A 17,649-nucleotide genomic window follows, 5' to 3' on the forward strand; every position below is an offset into this window, starting at 1 on the left:
ATTTAAAATAAATCTTGATTTATGAATTTTAAAAGCTTACTACTAATTGCTTCATTTGTTCTGTTGACTTCTTGTGCCTTGAAGCCTATTCCATCTCAAATGGAATATCAAAAAATTGAAAATGTTGAATTAGATCAACTTGGAAATGGAAAGGTGATGATCTATAATGGATCCAATGTATTTCATAAAGCCGATAATACAGAAAGGCTAAATATTCATATCAACGATAAAGCTCTAGGGCAGTTACGAGGTAGTGAATACGTGATTATCAACCTTGCTGATGGTGATTATAAATTTGATGTGTTGCACCTAGATATGGTGAATATGAGAAGTTCGCATCAAGTGACCGTGGATTCACAAACTAAAGTTATTATGATCAAACCAAATATAACTTCCAACAAATTAGAGGTCACCAATGAGCTTCCTGAGAAATGGGAAAAGTTTAAATATGTAGAGGAAAGATAGTTTACCTCAAACGTAAATTTTAAAAATAAAAAAGGCGCAGAATTAATTCTGCGCCTTTTTTATGTGTTAAGAAATAGTTTTAACTACTCTTCCTCACTTTTTGCATCATCACCAGTCTTGATGGATTTAGGCTCTAGGTTATCGTCTTTGGCAATTCCTTTAGCGTGAGGTATTGGGTGTTTTCCTTTTGTTTCTTCAAAGTTTGGCGTTTTCATAGTATTCTTTTTTAATTAGTTCATCGCTCTACAGCAATTTCCTACAAGTTAAAGAAACGAATGCCAGTACACGTGGTTGCTAACAATACTTTATCATCTCATAATTCTCAACGATCTGTTTTTTCCTTCCACAGCGGAATACTAGCGCTTAGTTGTACGCTGACTTTATTAATAGGATTGAAATTTTTGTTTGTTAAAATGACTTGCGGTTTTATAGTGAGAGAATATCCATTACCGCCCAAGCCAATAATTGGCACATATCGTAAAGTCCAAGAATCGAAATTAGTATAGGTAACTAACTCACTTCCTAAAACCACAAACTGATAGTAAATCACGCCGCCTATTTTGGGACCTAGAAGAAAATCTTCTGTATTCAAACCTATTTCTGAACCTATCCCATATTGAAATCCACCACCGTGACGACCGCCATAATGTAATTTATTGACACCTATTTCAAGTAAATGGTAATTCCGTTCGTTGGGTCCTTCGAAACTGAATTGGTACCCAACTTGAAGATTAACAGAGTCGTAATAACTATGGTCTGTCTGAGATTCTTGGGCAAAACTCAAAAATGAGATCAACATAAACAGGATCAAATGGCACTTCATAATGAAGCACATGCTTTAAATGTCCCTTGGTATTGTCACCTTTTCTTTTTGCCACATGGCTAGATAGAGCAGAATTCCGATTACTGGTGCAAGTACCACTACCAGGATATAAATCAATTTATTGTTTTCATTCACAAACCTGCTTTTAGCAATGTCTGCGATGCAGTACACCCATAAACCAATAAAAGTTAATCCGATGATGATAATAAAAGAGGCAGGAATCATTTGAAAAAAATTTTAAATAAAAATAAAATAAAAGATAAAGATTTCGAGTAACCTGATGAGATCAATCCGGCAAAGCCACATAACTATCATCGTTCGCCATCATGGGGAACGTTTTGTTTTTCCAAGCGGCTTTAGCGGCTTCAATCTTTTCTTTGGAATGACTCACAAAATTCCAATAGATATGGCGCTCTTCTGGGAACGGCTCACCGCCAAAAATCAAGATGTGACTACCCGCAGCGATGACCAGATCGCAAACGTCCTCGGTTTTACTTACCAGCATATTTCCTTCTTCTATCACATCACCGCAAGCAGTCACACTACCAGTGACAACTGTGATACCTATTTCACCCGTCAGATTCCCAGCAGCGTGAAAGGGATAATCTGCAGTGGTTTTGATGTCGATCATAAAAAGCTCAGAATGCACAGGCACTGGCGATTCTTTGCCATAGCCTTTTCCAGCAACTAATGTAAAAGTTGCTCCTTGATCTTGCCAGGTAGGCAAGGCATCTGCCTCGATATGATGAAATTCGGGTTCGCAATCTTCCAGATCTTTAGGCAACGCTACCCAAATCTGATAACCATGCATCGTGAATTCGGTTTTGGAGTCGCGCAAGGTTTGCGGTGTACGCTCCGTATGCGTGACGCCTTTACCGCCTACCATCCAGTTGACTGATCCTGGCAAGATCGTTTGATCTGTGCCTATACCGTCTTGATGTTGCAACTGGCCTTCCATCAAATAGGTCAATGTTGATAGTCCAATATGTGGATGCTGATCCACATCCATATATTTATCAGGACCCAGCGCCTCAGGACCCATGTGGTCAATAAAAATAAAGGGACCTACCATGCGCTTCTTACGGAATGGTATCAACCTACCTACTAAAAAGTCGCCTATGTCGCGACTGCGCTCTTCTATAATCAAACCCGTGTTGGACATCTTTAAAAAATTAAATGGATAGAAACTTGAGGCAGAGTTTTAGCTGTTCTTCAAATTAAAGATATGGGATTAAAGTAAATTGGGAATTAAAAGATCGACTTGTTCAATTTACCCGTTTTTTTAGTCCTCCAGAATATGAGATACAAAGGGATGCCTATCACGGGCACCACGATTACCAATAATAGGTAGATCAGTTTGTCCCTATCATTCTGATATTTATGAGTCACGATGTCATAAACACAGTAGATCCACAACACTATAAATAAAGGCATGATATAGAAAATGGGCGCAGAATACATAGCTCAATCAATTTCTATAAAATTAATCTCTGCCAGAAATTTACAGCAGCAATTAACTTTTGCTAAACCGTTTTTTAGGATTTTTGATGCTGTTTTTAGTTCACTTTCCTGTCTGCCGACAGGCAGGCGCGAAAGCGAAAACCTACACAAATTATCTTCACTTTTTACGGTAGTTTTCATTTTGCATACTACTTTTGCACCATCTCAAGGGGTGCTTCTTAAAAAGGGCTGAGATTATACCCGAGGAACCTGGGCAGGTAATGCTGCCAAGGGATTTGACATAAGGCCGATTCGAGCGACAGTCGAGAATGACTTTATGGCAATAAACGAGAATCCTCTCAACATTTTATTTTAACCAAGACCGAATAAATGCCCCTTTTATTTGAACTAATTTAAGTTCATATGAAACATTTTTCAGTCGCTGTAATTGCCGTTGCGTTAACACTATCCAGCACGGTAACAGCACAAAACCAACAACCACAAGACACCACCAAGGCAGAGAAGCTTGATGAGGTGCTGGTAAAAGCCGTGCGTGTAGATGCCAACTCGCCCATCACACACAGCAACCTCTCCAAGGAAGAAATTGCAAAGCGCAATCTGGGACAGGACATTCCTATTCTCCTCAACTTCTTGCCATCTGTCGTGACCACCAGTGACGCTGGTGCTGGAATAGGATACACAGGATTGAGGATAAGAGGTGTGAGTTCGCAATCTACTAATGTGACCATCAATGGTATTCCTTATTCTGATGCAGAGTCTTTAGGTACTTTCTGGGTAAACCTGGGCGATTTTTCATCATCTGTAGAAAATCTGCAGGTACAGCGTGGTGTAGGTACCAGTACTAATGGTAGTGGAGCCTTTGGAGCGAGTATCAACTTATTGACCGATGCTTTTTCAAAAGAAGCTACAGGAGAGATTGCTAACTCCTTTGGTAGTTTCAATAGTAGAAAACACACGGTTAAATATTCTACCGGATTGATGAATGATCATTTTGAAATCGCCGGTAGACTTTCTAACATAGAATCTGACGGTTATATAGATCGAGCCAGCACTTCTTTAAAATCTTATTTCCTGCAAGGTTCCTATGTGGATGATAATCGATTGATCAAGGCAGTGCTCTTTGGAGGTAACAATGTCACGTATCAATCGTGGTTTGGTATCGATAGGGACCAGTTGCGTGACGATCGCAGGTTCAATCCTGCAGGACAATATGAAGATGAGAATGGGATCACCAGATTTTATGACAATGAAGTAGACGACTACCGTCAGGATCACTACCAGTTGCACTGGAACGAACGTTACAATAGAAACTGGTCCACAAACGTAGGTTTGAACTATACCTATGGTCGCGGTTTCTTTGAGCAGTATCGAGAAGATGACGATTTTGCCACCTATGGCCTTGATCCACTTACAGTAAATGGCCAGCCAGTAAACACTACAGATCTTATACGCCGCAGATGGCTGGACAATGACTACTATGTGATTAATGCCAGTGCCAATTATAAAAACAACGAGATTGATTTGATTTTTGGGACCTCATTTAGTCATTATGATGGAGATCATTTTGGTGAGATTATCTGGGCGCGTTTTGCGAGCCAAAGCGAGATAAGAGATCGCTATTACGACGGTAATGGAAAGAAAAACGATTTTTCCGCTTTCGCGAAAGCGACCTATAAACTCAATGATCGTGTGCAACTTTATGGAGATCTACAGGTGAGAAATGTGAATTATGAGACATCTGGTATCACGTCTGACCTTGTGGAACTTGAAGTGGATGAGAACTATACATTTTTCAATCCTAAAGCTGGTGTTACTTATAGACTGAACGACGACAATGATCTTTACTTGTCCTATGCTAGAGCTAATAGAGAACCTAACAGGAATGATTTTGAAAGCAATCCAGATATCAAACCAGAAAAGCTCAACGATTTTGAGTTGGGATGGCGTCACAACAAAGGGAACTTCACCTTTAATGCCAATGGATACTTGATGCTATATGAAGAGCAGTTGACCTTGAGTGGCGAGATCAATGATGTAGGAGCACCTTTGAGAACCAATAGCGGTGAAAGCTATCGATTAGGAGTAGAGTTGGAAGCAATTATACCTGTCACCAGACAACTCACCTTGCAGCCCAATCTTACCTTGAGTAGCAACAAGAATGTGGAGACCATACGCTCTTTTGATGGCGGTCTTCAAAATCTAGGCAGTACTGACATTGCTTTTTCTCCTAATGTTATCGCAGCCAATGCCATCGTGTTCCAGCCAGTGAGGGATTTTCAGGTTTCTTTATTGAGTAAATATGTAGGTGAGCAGTTCATGAGCAATACAGAGGCTCGAGCTTCAAAACTCGCTGACTACTTTGTGAACGATATCAATCTAATATATACCATACAGCCCAAATCTATTTTTGACACCATCGTTTTCACAGGATTGATCAACAATATTTTTGATGAGCAATATGTCTCTAACGGCTATTACTTCACGTTTGATGATGATTTTTCAAACCCAGGAACTATTGCCACACAAGAAGGAGCTGGATATTATCCGCAAGCGGGAATTAATTTTCTAGCAGGTGTGACGTTTACCTTTTAAGATGCGGTATTAAATAGACTGCACAAGTTATAAACATGGAAATCCGATGGTCAGCGCCGCTGATGATCGGATTTTTTTATGCATACATTTTTCAGGAAACCGTTGTGAAAACTAAGGTGTTCAAAATGCTATTCGCCGCAAGCATTCCTTTAATTGGACACCACAACGTTATTACCTACACGCGAGACACGATAAGGTTTCATAGGGAATAATTCGGGATCTGTTTGATGCCTGCCGTCAATAATGTTGTACGTGTTGTTGTCATCTGTACAGCTGCAAGTGGCAATAATTCCATTAATATTCATGGACGAGCAGGAGTTGGGCGAGTGGTTGGGATCACTCAACTCATAGGCCACAAACTGGTCGTTCCCTAGATGGTACACCACGATACCTCTTATGCCTTGACCACGCACCACAACATAGTTATTTGCAAAATTGAGACTGGAATATTGCGGTAAGTCTGTGTTCAAAGCTGTTTGAAAGGAAAGATCGATCAAAAAGGGATTGCGCCTTGCATCGTCATCACTTTGACAGGCAAGAATACATATTAGGGCAAGCGCAAAAAGGATCTTTTTCATAAAGGCACAGCGGTAAGATGCTAAAAATATAACGTTCATTTCCATATTTCGTATATTTGCATAGAAATCCCGCAGCAATCGTGGGATTTTCTGTTTTGTAGAGACCTATGTCTTTGTAAGGGAAGTTGGGATGGTTGTTTCGCTTTCGCGAAAGCGAACTAAACAAAATGTTCACGCTTTGCACCATCATGGTAAGAAAGCCTAATCATCCCGCAAACATCTTAATATTTTTTGATCATGAGTAACGTTTCATACTACACTGAAGAAGGACTTAAAAAGCTTAAAGACGAACTTAAACAATTGAAGGACGTCGATAGACCAGCAGCCTCACAAGCCATCGCAGAAGCCCGCGATAAGGGCGATTTAAGTGAAAATGCAGAATACGACGCGGCCAAGGAAGCTCAAGGAATGCTTGAAATGCGCATCTCAAAATTGGAGGCTATTGTTTCAAATGCACGTATTATTGATGAAAATACACTAGATTTATCTAAAGCTTTGATTCATAGTACGGTAAAAATCAAAAACCATAACAACAATATGGTGATGAATTACAAGCTGGTAGCGCAAAGTGAGGCAGACCTTTCCAAGGGTCACATAAGTGTGGATTCCCCTATAGGTCAAGGATTGCTGGGTAAGGAAGTAGGCGATGTGGCAGAGGTTACCGTTCCCGTGGGAACCATCAAGCTTGAAATCCTTGAAATAAGCAGAGACTAATAATGAGCATATTCACTAAAATCATTTCTGGAGAGATTCCATCCTATAAGGTGGCAGAGACTAACGACTTTTTTGCGTTTCTCGATATCAATCCTAATGCACCAGGACACACCTTGTGTGTTCCCAAGAAGGAAGTGAACAAATTATTTGACCTAGACGAAAAAACGTACAATGAACTCATGCAATTTTCTCGCAAAGTGGCGTTGTGTCTGCGAGAAGAAGTGTCGTGCAAGCGTATAGGCATGTCTGTCATAGGACTGGAAGTACCTCACGTGCATGTTCATTTGATACCGTTGAGAGATATGGAAGACATGAGGTTTTCCAACAAGGTTTCACTCGATAAAGAAACCATGCAAGACATTGCAGATCGAGTGCAGGAACGATTTAATAATAGTTATAAATAAAAATGGCAGAAGACAAACAACCATTGGTCCCCTACGATGCGTTGAGACGTATGCGCAGTCTCGTGGACCGCGATGCGACAGAAGAATTAAAACAATTACTGGATGACCACGGCGTAGATGCCAAGGATTCGGACGGTAGAACGGCATTGATGCACGCCTCATTTTTTGGCAAGGAAGAATTGTTGGAAGAATTGATCAAGCGTGGTGCAGATGTCAACCATCAAGACAAGATAGGCTATAGCGCCTTGCATCACTGCAGTTTGGAAAAGCAAACCGGCACCGCACAGATCCTCTTGAACAACTTTGCAGATCCCAATCTACTGGACGAGCATGAGAATGGTCCATTATGGGTAGCTCTAATGAATTCTAAAGGTGACTTTAGACTCGTGCGCCAGCTTATCGAGCATGGAGCAGATCCAGAGATCGAGAACCTTTATGAGCGCACTGCAGAAGATCTTGCAGAAACCCTCTACAAAAAGGAGCTGGACGAATTACTTGAAGAAGACGAAGACGAGGAATAAGTCAAGTGCTAATGTGTCATAGTTATAAACGATGGTACAGTAATCGCAGACTCTCTATCAATCCATAACTTTGTAAAAATTTAAATTATGTACCCAGCAGAATTAGTTCAACCCATGCGTGACGATTTAGGAAACGCAGGTTTTGAACACTTATATACAGCAGACGCAGTAAACAAAGCCATCAATAAAGAAGGAACAACTCTAGTGGTTGTAAATTCTGTTTGTGGATGTGCCGCAGCAAATGCACGACCAGGAGCAAAAATGTCTCTTGCAAATGATAAGAAACCAGACCATATCGTGACCGTATTTGCAGGTGTGGATCGTGAGGCCGTCGATGCAGCAAGAGCTGCCATGGTGCCTTTTCCACCTAGTTCACCTAGCATGGCATTGTTCAAGGATGGTGAGTTGGTCCACATGTTGGAACGTCACCACATTGAAGGTCGCCCTGCAGAAATGATTGCAGAAAACCTTAAAGAAGCCTACAACGAGAATTGCTAAAACAGGCCATTCTTTTAAATTCCAGAAACGCATCCTTTAAAGGGATGCGTTTTTTTAGTCTATATTTATTTGTGAGTAAATTACCATGCAGCAATAATTATAAAATGACATTTAAAGAATATATCACTGGTTTAGGGTTTCAAGAAAATCCTTTTCAACATACTAATGCGGATAAGGAAAAGGACTATCTATCTAAATATTTTATCCAACCAGATTATTTTGAAGATGTATGGGGAGATATAGACAGTCCCGTTTCAAACATCATTTACGCACCTAGAGGTGGTGGTAAGACTGCACAAAGACTAATGATTGAAGAAAGAGCATTGCAACATGACAATGTTTTAACTATAACATACACTAATCATGACTTAACATCCTTTAAAACGGCTTCGGATGTTACTTTACTATATCATCTAGAATATCTTAATAGATTAATGCTACTTGCTTTTTTTGATAGATTAAATTCTTTGGATGATTTCCGGTATATGTTTGAATTTTCTAACTCAGAGAGGCAATATATTTATAAGTTGTGCAGAATATACCTTTACGAAACACCTGCTTCATTTCCTAAACAAGCCATTAACTCTCTTAAAACGATCTCGGATAGAGCCGTAGACGTCTGGAATAAGTTTAAGACTCCTATTTCGGAGATCATAAAAAAAATCACTAAGGCAAAAGGCCTAGAGGTTGATATTTCTAAAATTGATTTAGATAAAAAATTAAAAATGTCCCACAAGGACAATTTCGATAATATTCGTCAGCTATTAAATCGTCTAGGACTTACTACTATTTATGTATTAATCGATAAAGTTGATGAGCAAAGCTTAACCGGGAATGACCCAAAGGCAAGCTATGACTTGATAGCTGATTTGATCAAAGATTTGGAATTACTAGAAACTCCTGGTATGGCTTTTAAGTTCTTTCTATGGGATAAACTTGAACCTTTCTGCGCAAGATTTGCAAGACCAGACCGAGTTTTTTCGTACAAACTAGAATGGAAATCTGCTGATTTACAAGAGATGTTAAATGAAAGACTTTCAGCCTATAGCGATGGCAATGTAGGTAACGCTAAAGCTCTTTTTCATGAACTAAAAAGTTTAGGAAGGGTTATTTTATTTTCTGAACTTTCTCCCAGAGATTGTATTAGAATTTGTAATCGGATATTATCAGAACAGTTCAAACTAGACAAGGAATCCCGAAAGCTATTCGCATGGTCAACCAATGTTGCAATTGATTTATTTTCAAAGGAAAAAGTACAAGAATTGATTGACAATAGAGGTAATTTGAGTCATTTGAGCAAAGTTAATTCAGCATCATTTACTATCGAAGAGTTGGTAAGTTCTAAAGTTGCAGCGGATAGCGCAGCTATTAGAAATATTATCAGACCTTGGCAAACAGCAGGTTGGTTACAAAAAATTGGATTGGTAAATCGCCGTAATAAAAGAGCAGTTAACGAATATGCATTCATTGATATTCGCTTTGCAAGATACGCTTGCAATTCTATATCCCTAGATGATTTCATTTCAAAATATGTGAAGAAATGCACGACGGAAAACTGCAAAAAAATCTCATACCGTGCTTTTGATAAACGAGAGTATGTTTGTGTGAATTGCGGTACAAGTCTTTAATCATTTTTTAAGTAAGAATAAGTCTCCACAATTTACTATGCATGCATACTGATTCATGACGCAATCGATATCGCGCATCTCAAAGCATCCTATCTTTGCCTGATGCAGAAAATTCTTTCGTACCCTTTGTCAGTCATACATCTGGTGTTGTTTTTCCTGATGCTACTGATTTTTCATCCCATCCAGTTGATTTGTCACTGGATAGGTGGTCATAACCTACATCAAAAAAGCGTGGCACTCCTCAACCTGTGTTTGATGGGTACGCAACTACCATTATTCAACACCTTCAGCATTACTTATGAGCAGGAATTACCTGTAGGGCCGTCATATATTTTTACCAGCAATCACCAGAGTATGTTTGACATACCACCGTTGATCTACTATTTAAGAAAGTATTACCCTAAGTTTGTGGCAAAGAAGGAATTAGCAAAAAACATTCCTAGCATTTCCCTAAATTTAAGAATAGGAGAGAACTGCGCCATTGACCGCAAGGATCGACTTCAAGCCTTGAAGGCGTTAACGGCGTTTGCAAAAAATGTCCATGAAAAAAACGCAGCGTCGTCATCTTTCCAGAAGGAACCCGCAGCCGTACTGGCGTGCCTAAACCTTTCCAGCGTGGTGGATTATTGACTATTTTTAGTCATGTGCCAGATGCCGTTGTTGTGCCCGTTACTGTAAACAATAGCTGGAAAGTCGACAGATATGGTAAGTTTCCCTTTGGGATAGGCAACCATATAAGCGTTACGGTGCATAAACCTATGCCTATAGCGGGCGCAGATCCTAATGAAATTATAGAAGCGGCACAATCTGTGGTACATAGCAGTATCACGAGTACTGCCGTTTAAGTGCAGTATAGTTGTTAATGTTTCGCTTTCGCGAAAGCGTACCAAGCTCAAAATCTTACCTTTACAAATCAAATTTTTAAAATGGTTCAACCCTTAAAAAATATTCGCATAGAAGTAATGCAATCACTGGAGTCCAAGGTGGAGTCCTTCATGGACAAGTTCCTGATTCCGGTAGAGAAAATTTGGCAACCTACTGACTTTCTTCCAGATTCCCAGGCAGACGGATTTCTAGACAAGCTTAAGGAAATGAGAGAGTTGGCTAAGGAGCTACCTTACGATTTCTGGGTGACGCTCGTGGGCGACACTATTACAGAAGAAGCACTTCCTACCTATGAATCCTGGTTAATGGATGTAGAAGGCATCAACCAGATGGAAGGAAAAGGCAATGCCTGGTCTAAATGGGTGCGCCAGTGGACCTCTGAAGAGAATCGCCACGGTGATGTACTTAACAAATACCTTTATTTATCTGGTCGTGTCAACATGCGCGAGGTTGAGGTGACTACCCAACACTTGATCGCAGACGGCTTTGACATAGGTACAGATCGTGATCCTTACAAAAACTTTGTATACACTAGCTTCCAAGAGCTAGCGACTTACATATCACACAACCGCGTGGCAAAAATGGCCCGTGAGTACGGCAATACCGCTCTATCACGTATGTGTAGAATCATTTCTGGTGACGAGATGCGTCACCATAAAGCTTATTCCACCTTTGTGGATGAGATCTTTAAGGTTGATCCTAGCAATATGATGATCGCCTTTAAAGAAATGATGGTACATAAGATTGTGATGCCAGCACACTTTTTGCGTGAATCTGGACAGTCCATAGGTGCCGCATTTGAAGATTTCTCAAACAGTGCACAGCGCATAGGTGTTTACACCGCTCAAGACTATATTGACATCCTACAAAATCTTATCGATCAGTGGGAAATTGGAAAGATGTCTGACCTTACTGAAGATGCAGAGAAAGCCCGTGATTACTTGATGAAATTACCAGCACGTATGGAACGAATCGCACAACGCATGAAAATCCCAGCAGAGTCCCATAAATTTAAATGGGTACAGCCGGCGCTGGTATCATAATTACAATTCTTCATAAGAAGGATAAGCTCAAAAACTCCCATCGAGGCTAGCCTCGATGGGAGTTTTTAATTTAAGCCTTTTGCTTTTATAAGAGTTTAAGGTCACTGAGCGAAGTCGAAGTGACCACAACACTACCCAATCCTCAAATCCTTCCAATAGCCATCGGGTTTCAAGCCCACCTTAGTATCTGGATAGATGCGTTCCTGCATTTTGGGCTGGAAAAATGTGTACGGATAAGGAATATCTGGAGCGCTCGCATCATTTAGCTTCTTCATTAATTCGGTTGGAATATTAAAATCCAGCGCTTTCATGTTGGCCTCTATCTGACTCATTTTAGTGGCGCCTACAAGGACACTCGCAACACTTGGTTGATTGGCCGTCCAGTTCAATGCCACGCTCGCCATCGGCTGATTGATTTCTTCGCTTACCTCGTGCAGCGCCTTGACAATATTCCAGTTGCGCTCGTTGTCCTTGGAAGTTACCTCGCCACCATTTTCGGTAATATGTTTAAGACGGCCTTCTACATCACTTTGATCATCAATGCCGGGTTTGTATTTACCAGAAAGTAATCCACCACCTAGAGGCGACCACGCCATGATACCAGCATTCATGTCTTGGCACAAGTCGATATATTCATGTTCGATCGTGCGCTGAATCATGGAATATTCCAGCTGCAATGCACTTATAGGCTCATAATTATTGTAGCGTGCGATCATCTGCGCCTTGCTGGCATACCATGCTGGTACGTTGGAAAACGCATAATGCAAGACTTTGCCTTCACTCACTAAATCATTGAGCGTTCGCATCACTTCTTCTACAGGCGTCATGCGATCCCAACAGTGCATGATGTATAGGTCGATATAGTCGGTTTTGAGTCGTTTTAGAGATTCTTCTAGGGTGCGGCGTATGTTTTTACGCGAGTTGCCGCCACCATTAACGTGTCCGTTGGGACTGGTATTGAATGTGAATTTTGTCGCCAAAACGACTTCTTCGCGATTCTTTCGCGCGTGCATAAAATCTCCCAAAAATTCCTCGCTGCTGCCGCCCGTATACATATCTGCTGTGTCCACAAAATTGCCGCCATGATCCAGGTAATAATCAAAAATCTTTTTGGCGTCTGCTTTCTCATTTCCCCAACCCCATTCTTTACCAAAGGTCATGGTTCCCAGCGCAAGCCTACTCACGCGCAGTCCCGTATTTCCCAAAGTATAGTATCGTTCCAAAGCCATAATCTTGTTTTTTGGTTTAAGATAGTTTCGCTTTCGCGAAAGCGGACTAAAAGCCATCTTAAATTTTCAAATCCACCATCGACGCACGACTGGCTCAATAATTGCTACATTTAAAGCCATGAAAATGTACCGAAACAGCCTGCGCAACAGGATCTTCTTCTCCATGATCCTGCTGACTCTTATCTCCAGTATCCTGATTGCTGGGATGTCGATCTACCAGTTTTCTGAACAAGGGAAAGATTACCATAACAAGCGACTGGAACGTAAGGAAGCAGCGGTGCTGGAGAGTTTCAAATATGAGCTTAGAAAAACAGACTTTGTGGTCAACACGGCCAACTTGCCCATTATTTTCCGGACCTTGATATCTGATATAAGCGACATTCATGAGCTGCCCATCAATATGTATGATTTGCGTGGGAACTTGATCAAGACCAGCAGCAGGGAACTCACTACAGATAGCCTACGCCGCCATATCGATGCAGAAATCCTTAGGGAACTCAAGAACTCTGATTCTGGTAGATATACAACGCAATTTGAGGATCATAATGAAAATTATCGCTCCAGTTATACCTATTTGAAAGACAACCAATTCAAGAATATTGCGATCATTCACTTGCCATATTTGGAGAACGATGATTTTATAGACTATGAATTGCGAGAGTTTCTGTACCGCATAGGTATCGTCTATATTTTGATGATTCTGTTTTCCATATTGATCGCATATGTGTTGTCAAAATACATTACAAAATCCATTAGGGAAATAAGCGAACGCATCAAGAATTTAAGCATCGCCAAACGCAACAAAAAGATTGATGTGGATGTCTCTGGAACTGAAGAAATCAACACACTGGTAGAATCTTATAACGGCATGGTGGATGAGCTGGAAGAAAGTGCGGTCAAACTAGCGACCAGCGAGAGAGAACAGGCCTGGCGAGAGATGGCAAAGCAAGTAGCGCACGAGATCAAAAACCCATTGACGCCCATGCGTTTGACCGTGCAAAGTTTTGAGCGCAGATTTGATCCTCAAGATCCAGAAGCAAAGGAAAAACTAGCCGAATACTCCAACTCACTCATTGAACAGATTGATGTGATGAGCAACATCGCGAGTGCCTTTTCCACATATGCCACCATGCCGGCACAGCAGTCTGAAGAGACTAATGTCCCTAAAATCACACAGCTGGCGCTGGACATCTTCAACGATTCACATATAGAATATTACGAGGACGCACAAGAACTGTTCGCGATATTTGATCGCACGCAATTGATACGCGTGGTTACTAACCTCGTGAAAAATGCTATACAGGCATCACATCCAGATCGAGATCCCAAAATTATTGTATCAGTCACTCATGATAAGGACAATATTTACCTCAAAGTAACCGATAATGGTACCGGCGTCTCGCCAGAAAATGAATTCAAGATCTTTGAGCCTAAGTTCACCACGAAGAATAGCGGTATGGGCTTGGGTCTTGCCATGGTCAAACAAATCGTAGAAAACTTCAACGGGAACATCGCCATGCAAACGGATTATGGGTACGGCACGACCTTTACCGTTTGCCTGCCCAAAAGTAAATAGGTGAGCCACATGTGAAGAATCCATGTTGATTTCATTAAAGCAGCACTTAATCGCCTGTGATAAAGTCTCAAATCCCCAACTCGGAACTATCAAATTCTCTGTATTTTTGAGAAGAATCAAAATAGAACACCATGAATAACATCATCGTTGATATAGAAAACAAGATTGCCACGATTACCATTAATAGGCCCAATAAACTCAATGCGCTCAATAAGGAAACTATTGAAGAATTGGGAACGGCTTTTAGCGAGTTGGAAGAAAACGAAGATGTACGCGTCATTGTCATGACTGGATCTGGCGAGAAGGCTTTTGTCGCGGGTGCAGACATCTCTGAGTTTGCAGATTTTGATGAGCTGGAAGGAAAAAAACTAGCCGGTAAAGGTCAGAACGATCTTTTTGATGTGATTGAAAATTGTTCCACTCCAGTAATTGCAGCCGTCAATGGCTTTGCTCTAGGTGGTGGACTGGAACTGGCCATGGCAGCGCATTTTAGAGTAGCCAGTGACAATGCGAGGCTAGGCTTGCCAGAAACCTCTTTAGGCGTCATTCCTGGTTATGGAGGTACGCAGCGTTTGCCACAATTGGTTGGTAAAGGCCGCGCTATGGAAATGGTAATGACGGCAGGAATGATCGATGCCCACCAGGGGTTGACATACGGTCTGGTCAATCATGTGGTCTCACAGGAAGAACTATTGGACTTTACCTATAGCATCGCCAAAAAAATCATGCGCAACAGCCCTATGGCTATTGCGGCGGCCATTGATGCGATTAATGCCGGCTTTGTCGATGGCACTGATGGTTACCAGGTAGAGATCGACAATTTTGGGAGCTGCTTTGGGACTGATGAATTTGTGGAAGGAACCACAGCCTTTTTGGAAAAGCGTAAAGCCGAGTTTTAGTTCGCTTTCCTGTCTGCCGACAGGCAGGCGCGAAAGCGAAACATACATCAACCCCTAAATAAGAAGAAATCGTCCTTCATATCTTCGATCTTCTCATCCTTGTTGGTGATGATGTACTCCAGCGCTTTCTCGGTAAATTCCAAGCCTTTTTTTGTTAAGGAGACCACCTGATTTTCTATGGTGATCATATTATTTTGTTCGGCGAGATCGAGTACTGATTTTGCTTTTACTTTGCGCCAATTGATGTGTTCTTGCAAATGTGAGACATGGCGCTCTTCCAGGCTATCATGGTTATTAAGGTGCAATAGAAATGTCAATAGTGAAACCTCTTTGCGCTGTCTGTTTTGACGTAACAGTACGGCGATCAATCCTTTACTGGGCGCAAAGAGATAAATCGCAAAGAATAATATTCCCAACACCGTGGTGATGGAGCCAGAAATAGACGCGTCCAGCCATTTTGCAAACCAATAACCACCGATGGCGCTACCAACACCAAATAGCAAAGACAACCACAGCATCTTTTTCAAATCTGTGGTCAACAAATAGACCGCAGCAGCTGGTGTGATCATCAAGGCGACCACTAGGATCGCGCCTACCGCATCAAAGGCTGCAACGGTAGTTACAGAGGCCACACTCATCAAACCATAGTGCAGAACCACCGGCGAGAATCCTAATGCTGATGAAAGTCCTATGTCAAAGGTGCTCAGTTTTAATTCTTTGTAGAAGGCGAGCAAGAGTCCAACAGTAATCAACAAAATCGTTGAGATAACCCAAAGAGCTTTAGGTCCTGCATCTGTTCCGCCTATGTATAATCTATCAAAGGGTGCAAATGCCAGTTCACCCAACAATACGGCATCTACATCTAGGTGAACGTCATTGGCATTTTGGGCGATTAAAATCACACCTATACTAAACAGCGCTGGAAAAACGAGGCCAATAGCGGTGTCCTCTTTGACTAGTCCAGTTTTTTGAATCATTTCTACCAGTACAACGGTAATGATACCGCTCACAGCTGCCAAAAGAATTAGCCACGGTGAGGCAAGATCTTGCGTGATCATGAAACCTATCACGATTCCCGGTAAGATCGAGTGACTTATCGCATCGCTTATCAATGCCATTTTTCGCAACACTAGAAAAACTCCTGGAATCGCACAGGCAGCAGCGGTAACTGCAGCGATAAGTTGTATTTCTATCGAAGGATTCATGATTCTGGAAGATTAGTATTGTACAAATTGGATGCGGTTTCAAAACCAGAATGGGTCATTGACCATTGGTTTCCCTTGATTTCTATCCAGTGTTTTTGCTCCAGTTGGGACAAGGTGTTTTTAGTAAAGCCTTGGAAATTGTTCAGGATTTTAATGGCGTGTGGTCTGGAAATATCATCGTGCTTGCGTACGATGGTATACATGAAATAGAGTGTTTTTTGCAGTTCAAGTTCGCGGCGGTTGCGCAACAGACGCAATTGTTTAAAAAGAATCCCACGACCTGGCGAGAAGATGAATGAAACTGCCACAAAAACAGCGGCCACCAAAACTATAACCGGACCCGTAGAAAGATTAGGCTGACTCGCGCTTATGGCCGTTCCAAACACTCCTGAAAACATACCGAAAATCGCCGCCAGCAAGAGCATAACGCTTAAACTGTTGGTCCACTGTCGCGCCGCTGCCGCTGGCGCCAGCAACATCGCGCTCATCAACACCACACCAACGGTTTGCAAACCGATAACAATCGCCAGCACGATAAAGAAACTGATCAGACCATCGATAAACTTTGTGTTGAAGCCTAAAGTCATGGCATAGTTCTTATCAAATAATAGCAATTTGAATTCCTTCCAAAACAGTAACATCACAATCAAGCTGATACTCGTAACTGCCGACATAAGCATCACATCACTTTCTACTAAAGTTGCTGCTTGTCCAAACAAATATTTATCCAGTCCAGCTTGATTGGCATTGGGTTGCTTTTGAATATAGGTCAACAATAACATTCCAAAACCGAAGAACAAACTCAAAATCAGACCTAGAGCTGTGTCGGTTTTTAAATGAGTTTTTGTGGTGATCCCACGAATCCACCAAGTACCTACCAATCCACTCACTAGAGCACCTAACAAGAGCACATTTGAGTCCTTGGCACCTGTAATTAAAAAGGCAATAGCGATACCAGGCAAAGCGGCATGAGAGATGGCATCACCTAATAGACTTTGCTTGCGCAACACAGCGAAACTACCCAGCATACCACAAATAGCGCCCAGCACAGCTGTTCCCAGTGTGATGGTACGTAGTGTATAGTCCGTGAAGTATTGTGTGATGTCCACTCTGTTTTTTTAATCTTTA

General features: G+C 41.4%; 22 protein-coding genes. 13 read left to right on the top strand and 9 right to left on the bottom strand.

Annotation, left to right across the window (positions count from 1 at the left end; genetic code table 11):
- Positions 1–21 precede the first annotated feature (21 nt).
- On the top strand, positions 22–465 hold the full coding sequence (locus BST86_RS12625) for a hypothetical protein (RefSeq protein WP_105983566.1): 444 nt from the start codon (positions 22–24) through the stop codon (positions 463–465).
- 83 nt (positions 466–548) lie between these two features.
- Here the strand turns inward: BST86_RS12625 and BST86_RS15095 are convergent, their stop codons facing one another.
- The 5 genes from BST86_RS15095 to BST86_RS12645 all read right to left on the bottom strand — a co-directional run bounded on the left by BST86_RS15095 (position 549) and on the right by BST86_RS12645 (position 2,722).
- A complete protein-coding gene (locus tag BST86_RS15095; RefSeq protein ID WP_262491928.1) occupies positions 549–680 on the bottom strand; it encodes a hypothetical protein in 132 nt (43 codons plus the stop codon).
- A 107-nt stretch (positions 681–787) separates the two neighbouring features.
- Entirely contained in the window at positions 788–1,264 is a 477-nt protein-coding gene (locus BST86_RS12630; protein ID WP_242446530.1) for a hypothetical protein, read from the bottom strand.
- Positions 1,265–1,303: 39 nt separating this feature from the next.
- Positions 1,304–1,513: a PLDc N-terminal domain-containing protein gene (locus tag BST86_RS12635; protein ID WP_105983568.1), complete on the bottom strand. Its 210-nt coding sequence runs from the start codon at positions 1,511–1,513 to the stop codon at positions 1,304–1,306.
- Between the two features lie 61 nt (positions 1,514–1,574).
- Complete coding sequence (locus tag BST86_RS12640) at positions 1,575–2,450, bottom strand: pirin family protein (RefSeq protein WP_105983569.1); 876 nt, start codon at positions 2,448–2,450, stop codon at positions 1,575–1,577.
- A gap of 86 nt (positions 2,451–2,536) precedes the next feature.
- Complete coding sequence (locus BST86_RS12645) at positions 2,537–2,722, bottom strand: PLDc N-terminal domain-containing protein (RefSeq protein WP_172443350.1); 186 nt, start codon at positions 2,720–2,722, stop codon at positions 2,537–2,539.
- Positions 2,723–2,732: 10 nt separating this feature from the next.
- Here BST86_RS12645 and BST86_RS14920 point away from each other — a divergent pair, with 10 nt between their 5' ends.
- Both BST86_RS14920 and BST86_RS12650 read left to right on the top strand, forming a co-directional pair.
- Positions 2,733–2,981, top strand: a complete 249-nt coding sequence (locus BST86_RS14920) for a hypothetical protein (protein WP_172443351.1) — start codon at positions 2,733–2,735, stop codon at positions 2,979–2,981.
- A gap of 170 nt (positions 2,982–3,151) precedes the next feature.
- Positions 3,152–5,341 (top strand): TonB-dependent receptor, encoded by a 2,190-nt coding sequence (locus BST86_RS12650; protein WP_105983571.1) that lies wholly within the window; start codon positions 3,152–3,154, stop codon positions 5,339–5,341.
- Between the two features lie 149 nt (positions 5,342–5,490).
- Here the strand turns inward: BST86_RS12650 and BST86_RS12655 are convergent, their stop codons facing one another.
- A complete protein-coding gene (locus BST86_RS12655; RefSeq protein WP_105983572.1) occupies positions 5,491–5,919 on the bottom strand; it encodes a Rieske (2Fe-2S) protein in 429 nt (142 codons plus the stop codon).
- Positions 5,920–6,156: 237 nt separating this feature from the next.
- Here BST86_RS12655 and greA point away from each other — a divergent pair, with 237 nt between their 5' ends.
- From greA to BST86_RS12690, 8 genes are all read left to right on the top strand, one after another.
- Positions 6,157–6,633: a transcription elongation factor GreA gene (gene greA, locus BST86_RS12660; protein ID WP_055411589.1), complete on the top strand. Its 477-nt coding sequence runs from the start codon at positions 6,157–6,159 to the stop codon at positions 6,631–6,633.
- Entirely contained in the window at positions 6,633–7,037 is a 405-nt protein-coding gene (locus BST86_RS12665) for an HIT family protein (protein ID WP_172443377.1), read from the top strand. The genes greA and BST86_RS12665 overlap by 1 nt, the downstream gene beginning before the upstream one ends.
- 2 nt (positions 7,038–7,039) lie before the next feature.
- Entirely contained in the window at positions 7,040–7,558 is a 519-nt protein-coding gene (locus BST86_RS12670; protein WP_055411591.1) for an ankyrin repeat domain-containing protein, read from the top strand.
- An 87-nt stretch (positions 7,559–7,645) separates the two neighbouring features.
- Positions 7,646–8,056, top strand: coding sequence for a BrxA/BrxB family bacilliredoxin (locus BST86_RS12675; protein WP_055411592.1), 411 nt, complete (start codon positions 7,646–7,648; stop codon positions 8,054–8,056).
- 104 nt (positions 8,057–8,160) lie between these two features.
- Entirely contained in the window at positions 8,161–9,684 is a 1,524-nt protein-coding gene (locus tag BST86_RS12680) for a P-loop ATPase, Sll1717 family (RefSeq protein WP_105983574.1), read from the top strand.
- 102 nt (positions 9,685–9,786) lie between these two features.
- Positions 9,787–10,314, top strand: a complete 528-nt coding sequence (locus tag BST86_RS15100; RefSeq protein WP_262497924.1) for a lysophospholipid acyltransferase family protein — start codon at positions 9,787–9,789, stop codon at positions 10,312–10,314.
- The gene (locus BST86_RS15105; protein WP_262497925.1) at positions 10,281–10,529 is read left to right on the top strand and encodes a hypothetical protein; all 249 of its coding nucleotides are present in this window, start codon (positions 10,281–10,283) and stop codon (positions 10,527–10,529) included. Before BST86_RS15100 ends, BST86_RS15105 begins: the two co-directional genes overlap by 34 nt.
- A gap of 81 nt (positions 10,530–10,610) precedes the next feature.
- Complete coding sequence (locus BST86_RS12690; protein WP_105983575.1) at positions 10,611–11,612, top strand: acyl-ACP desaturase; 1,002 nt, start codon at positions 10,611–10,613, stop codon at positions 11,610–11,612.
- Between the two features lie 131 nt (positions 11,613–11,743).
- Here BST86_RS12690 and BST86_RS12695 read toward each other — a convergent pair whose 3' ends face one another.
- Positions 11,744–12,841 carry an aldo/keto reductase gene (locus BST86_RS12695; protein ID WP_105984035.1) on the bottom strand — a complete coding sequence of 366 codons (1,098 nt, stop codon included), beginning with the start codon at positions 12,839–12,841 and terminating at the stop codon, positions 11,744–11,746.
- Between the two features lie 118 nt (positions 12,842–12,959).
- On the opposite strand from BST86_RS12695, the gene BST86_RS12700 reads away from it, so the two are divergent.
- Together BST86_RS12700 and BST86_RS12705 are read left to right on the top strand one after the other, a co-directional pair.
- Complete coding sequence (locus BST86_RS12700) at positions 12,960–14,417, top strand: sensor histidine kinase (RefSeq protein ID WP_105983576.1); 1,458 nt, start codon at positions 12,960–12,962, stop codon at positions 14,415–14,417.
- 131 nt (positions 14,418–14,548) lie between these two features.
- Complete coding sequence (locus BST86_RS12705) at positions 14,549–15,316, top strand: enoyl-CoA hydratase/isomerase family protein (protein WP_105983577.1); 768 nt, start codon at positions 14,549–14,551, stop codon at positions 15,314–15,316.
- A gap of 47 nt (positions 15,317–15,363) precedes the next feature.
- Here BST86_RS12705 and BST86_RS12710 read toward each other — a convergent pair whose 3' ends face one another.
- Positions 15,364–16,521, bottom strand: coding sequence for a metal ABC transporter permease (locus BST86_RS12710; RefSeq protein WP_105983578.1), 1,158 nt, complete (start codon positions 16,519–16,521; stop codon positions 15,364–15,366).
- Entirely contained in the window at positions 16,518–17,630 is a 1,113-nt protein-coding gene (locus tag BST86_RS12715) for a metal ABC transporter permease (protein ID WP_105983579.1), read from the bottom strand. Before BST86_RS12715 ends, BST86_RS12710 begins: the two co-directional genes overlap by 4 nt.
- Positions 17,631–17,649: the final 19 nt, after the last annotated feature.

This window comes from Nonlabens agnitus (assembly GCF_002994045.1).
GTDB lineage: Bacteria > Bacteroidota > Bacteroidia > Flavobacteriales > Flavobacteriaceae > Nonlabens > Nonlabens agnitus.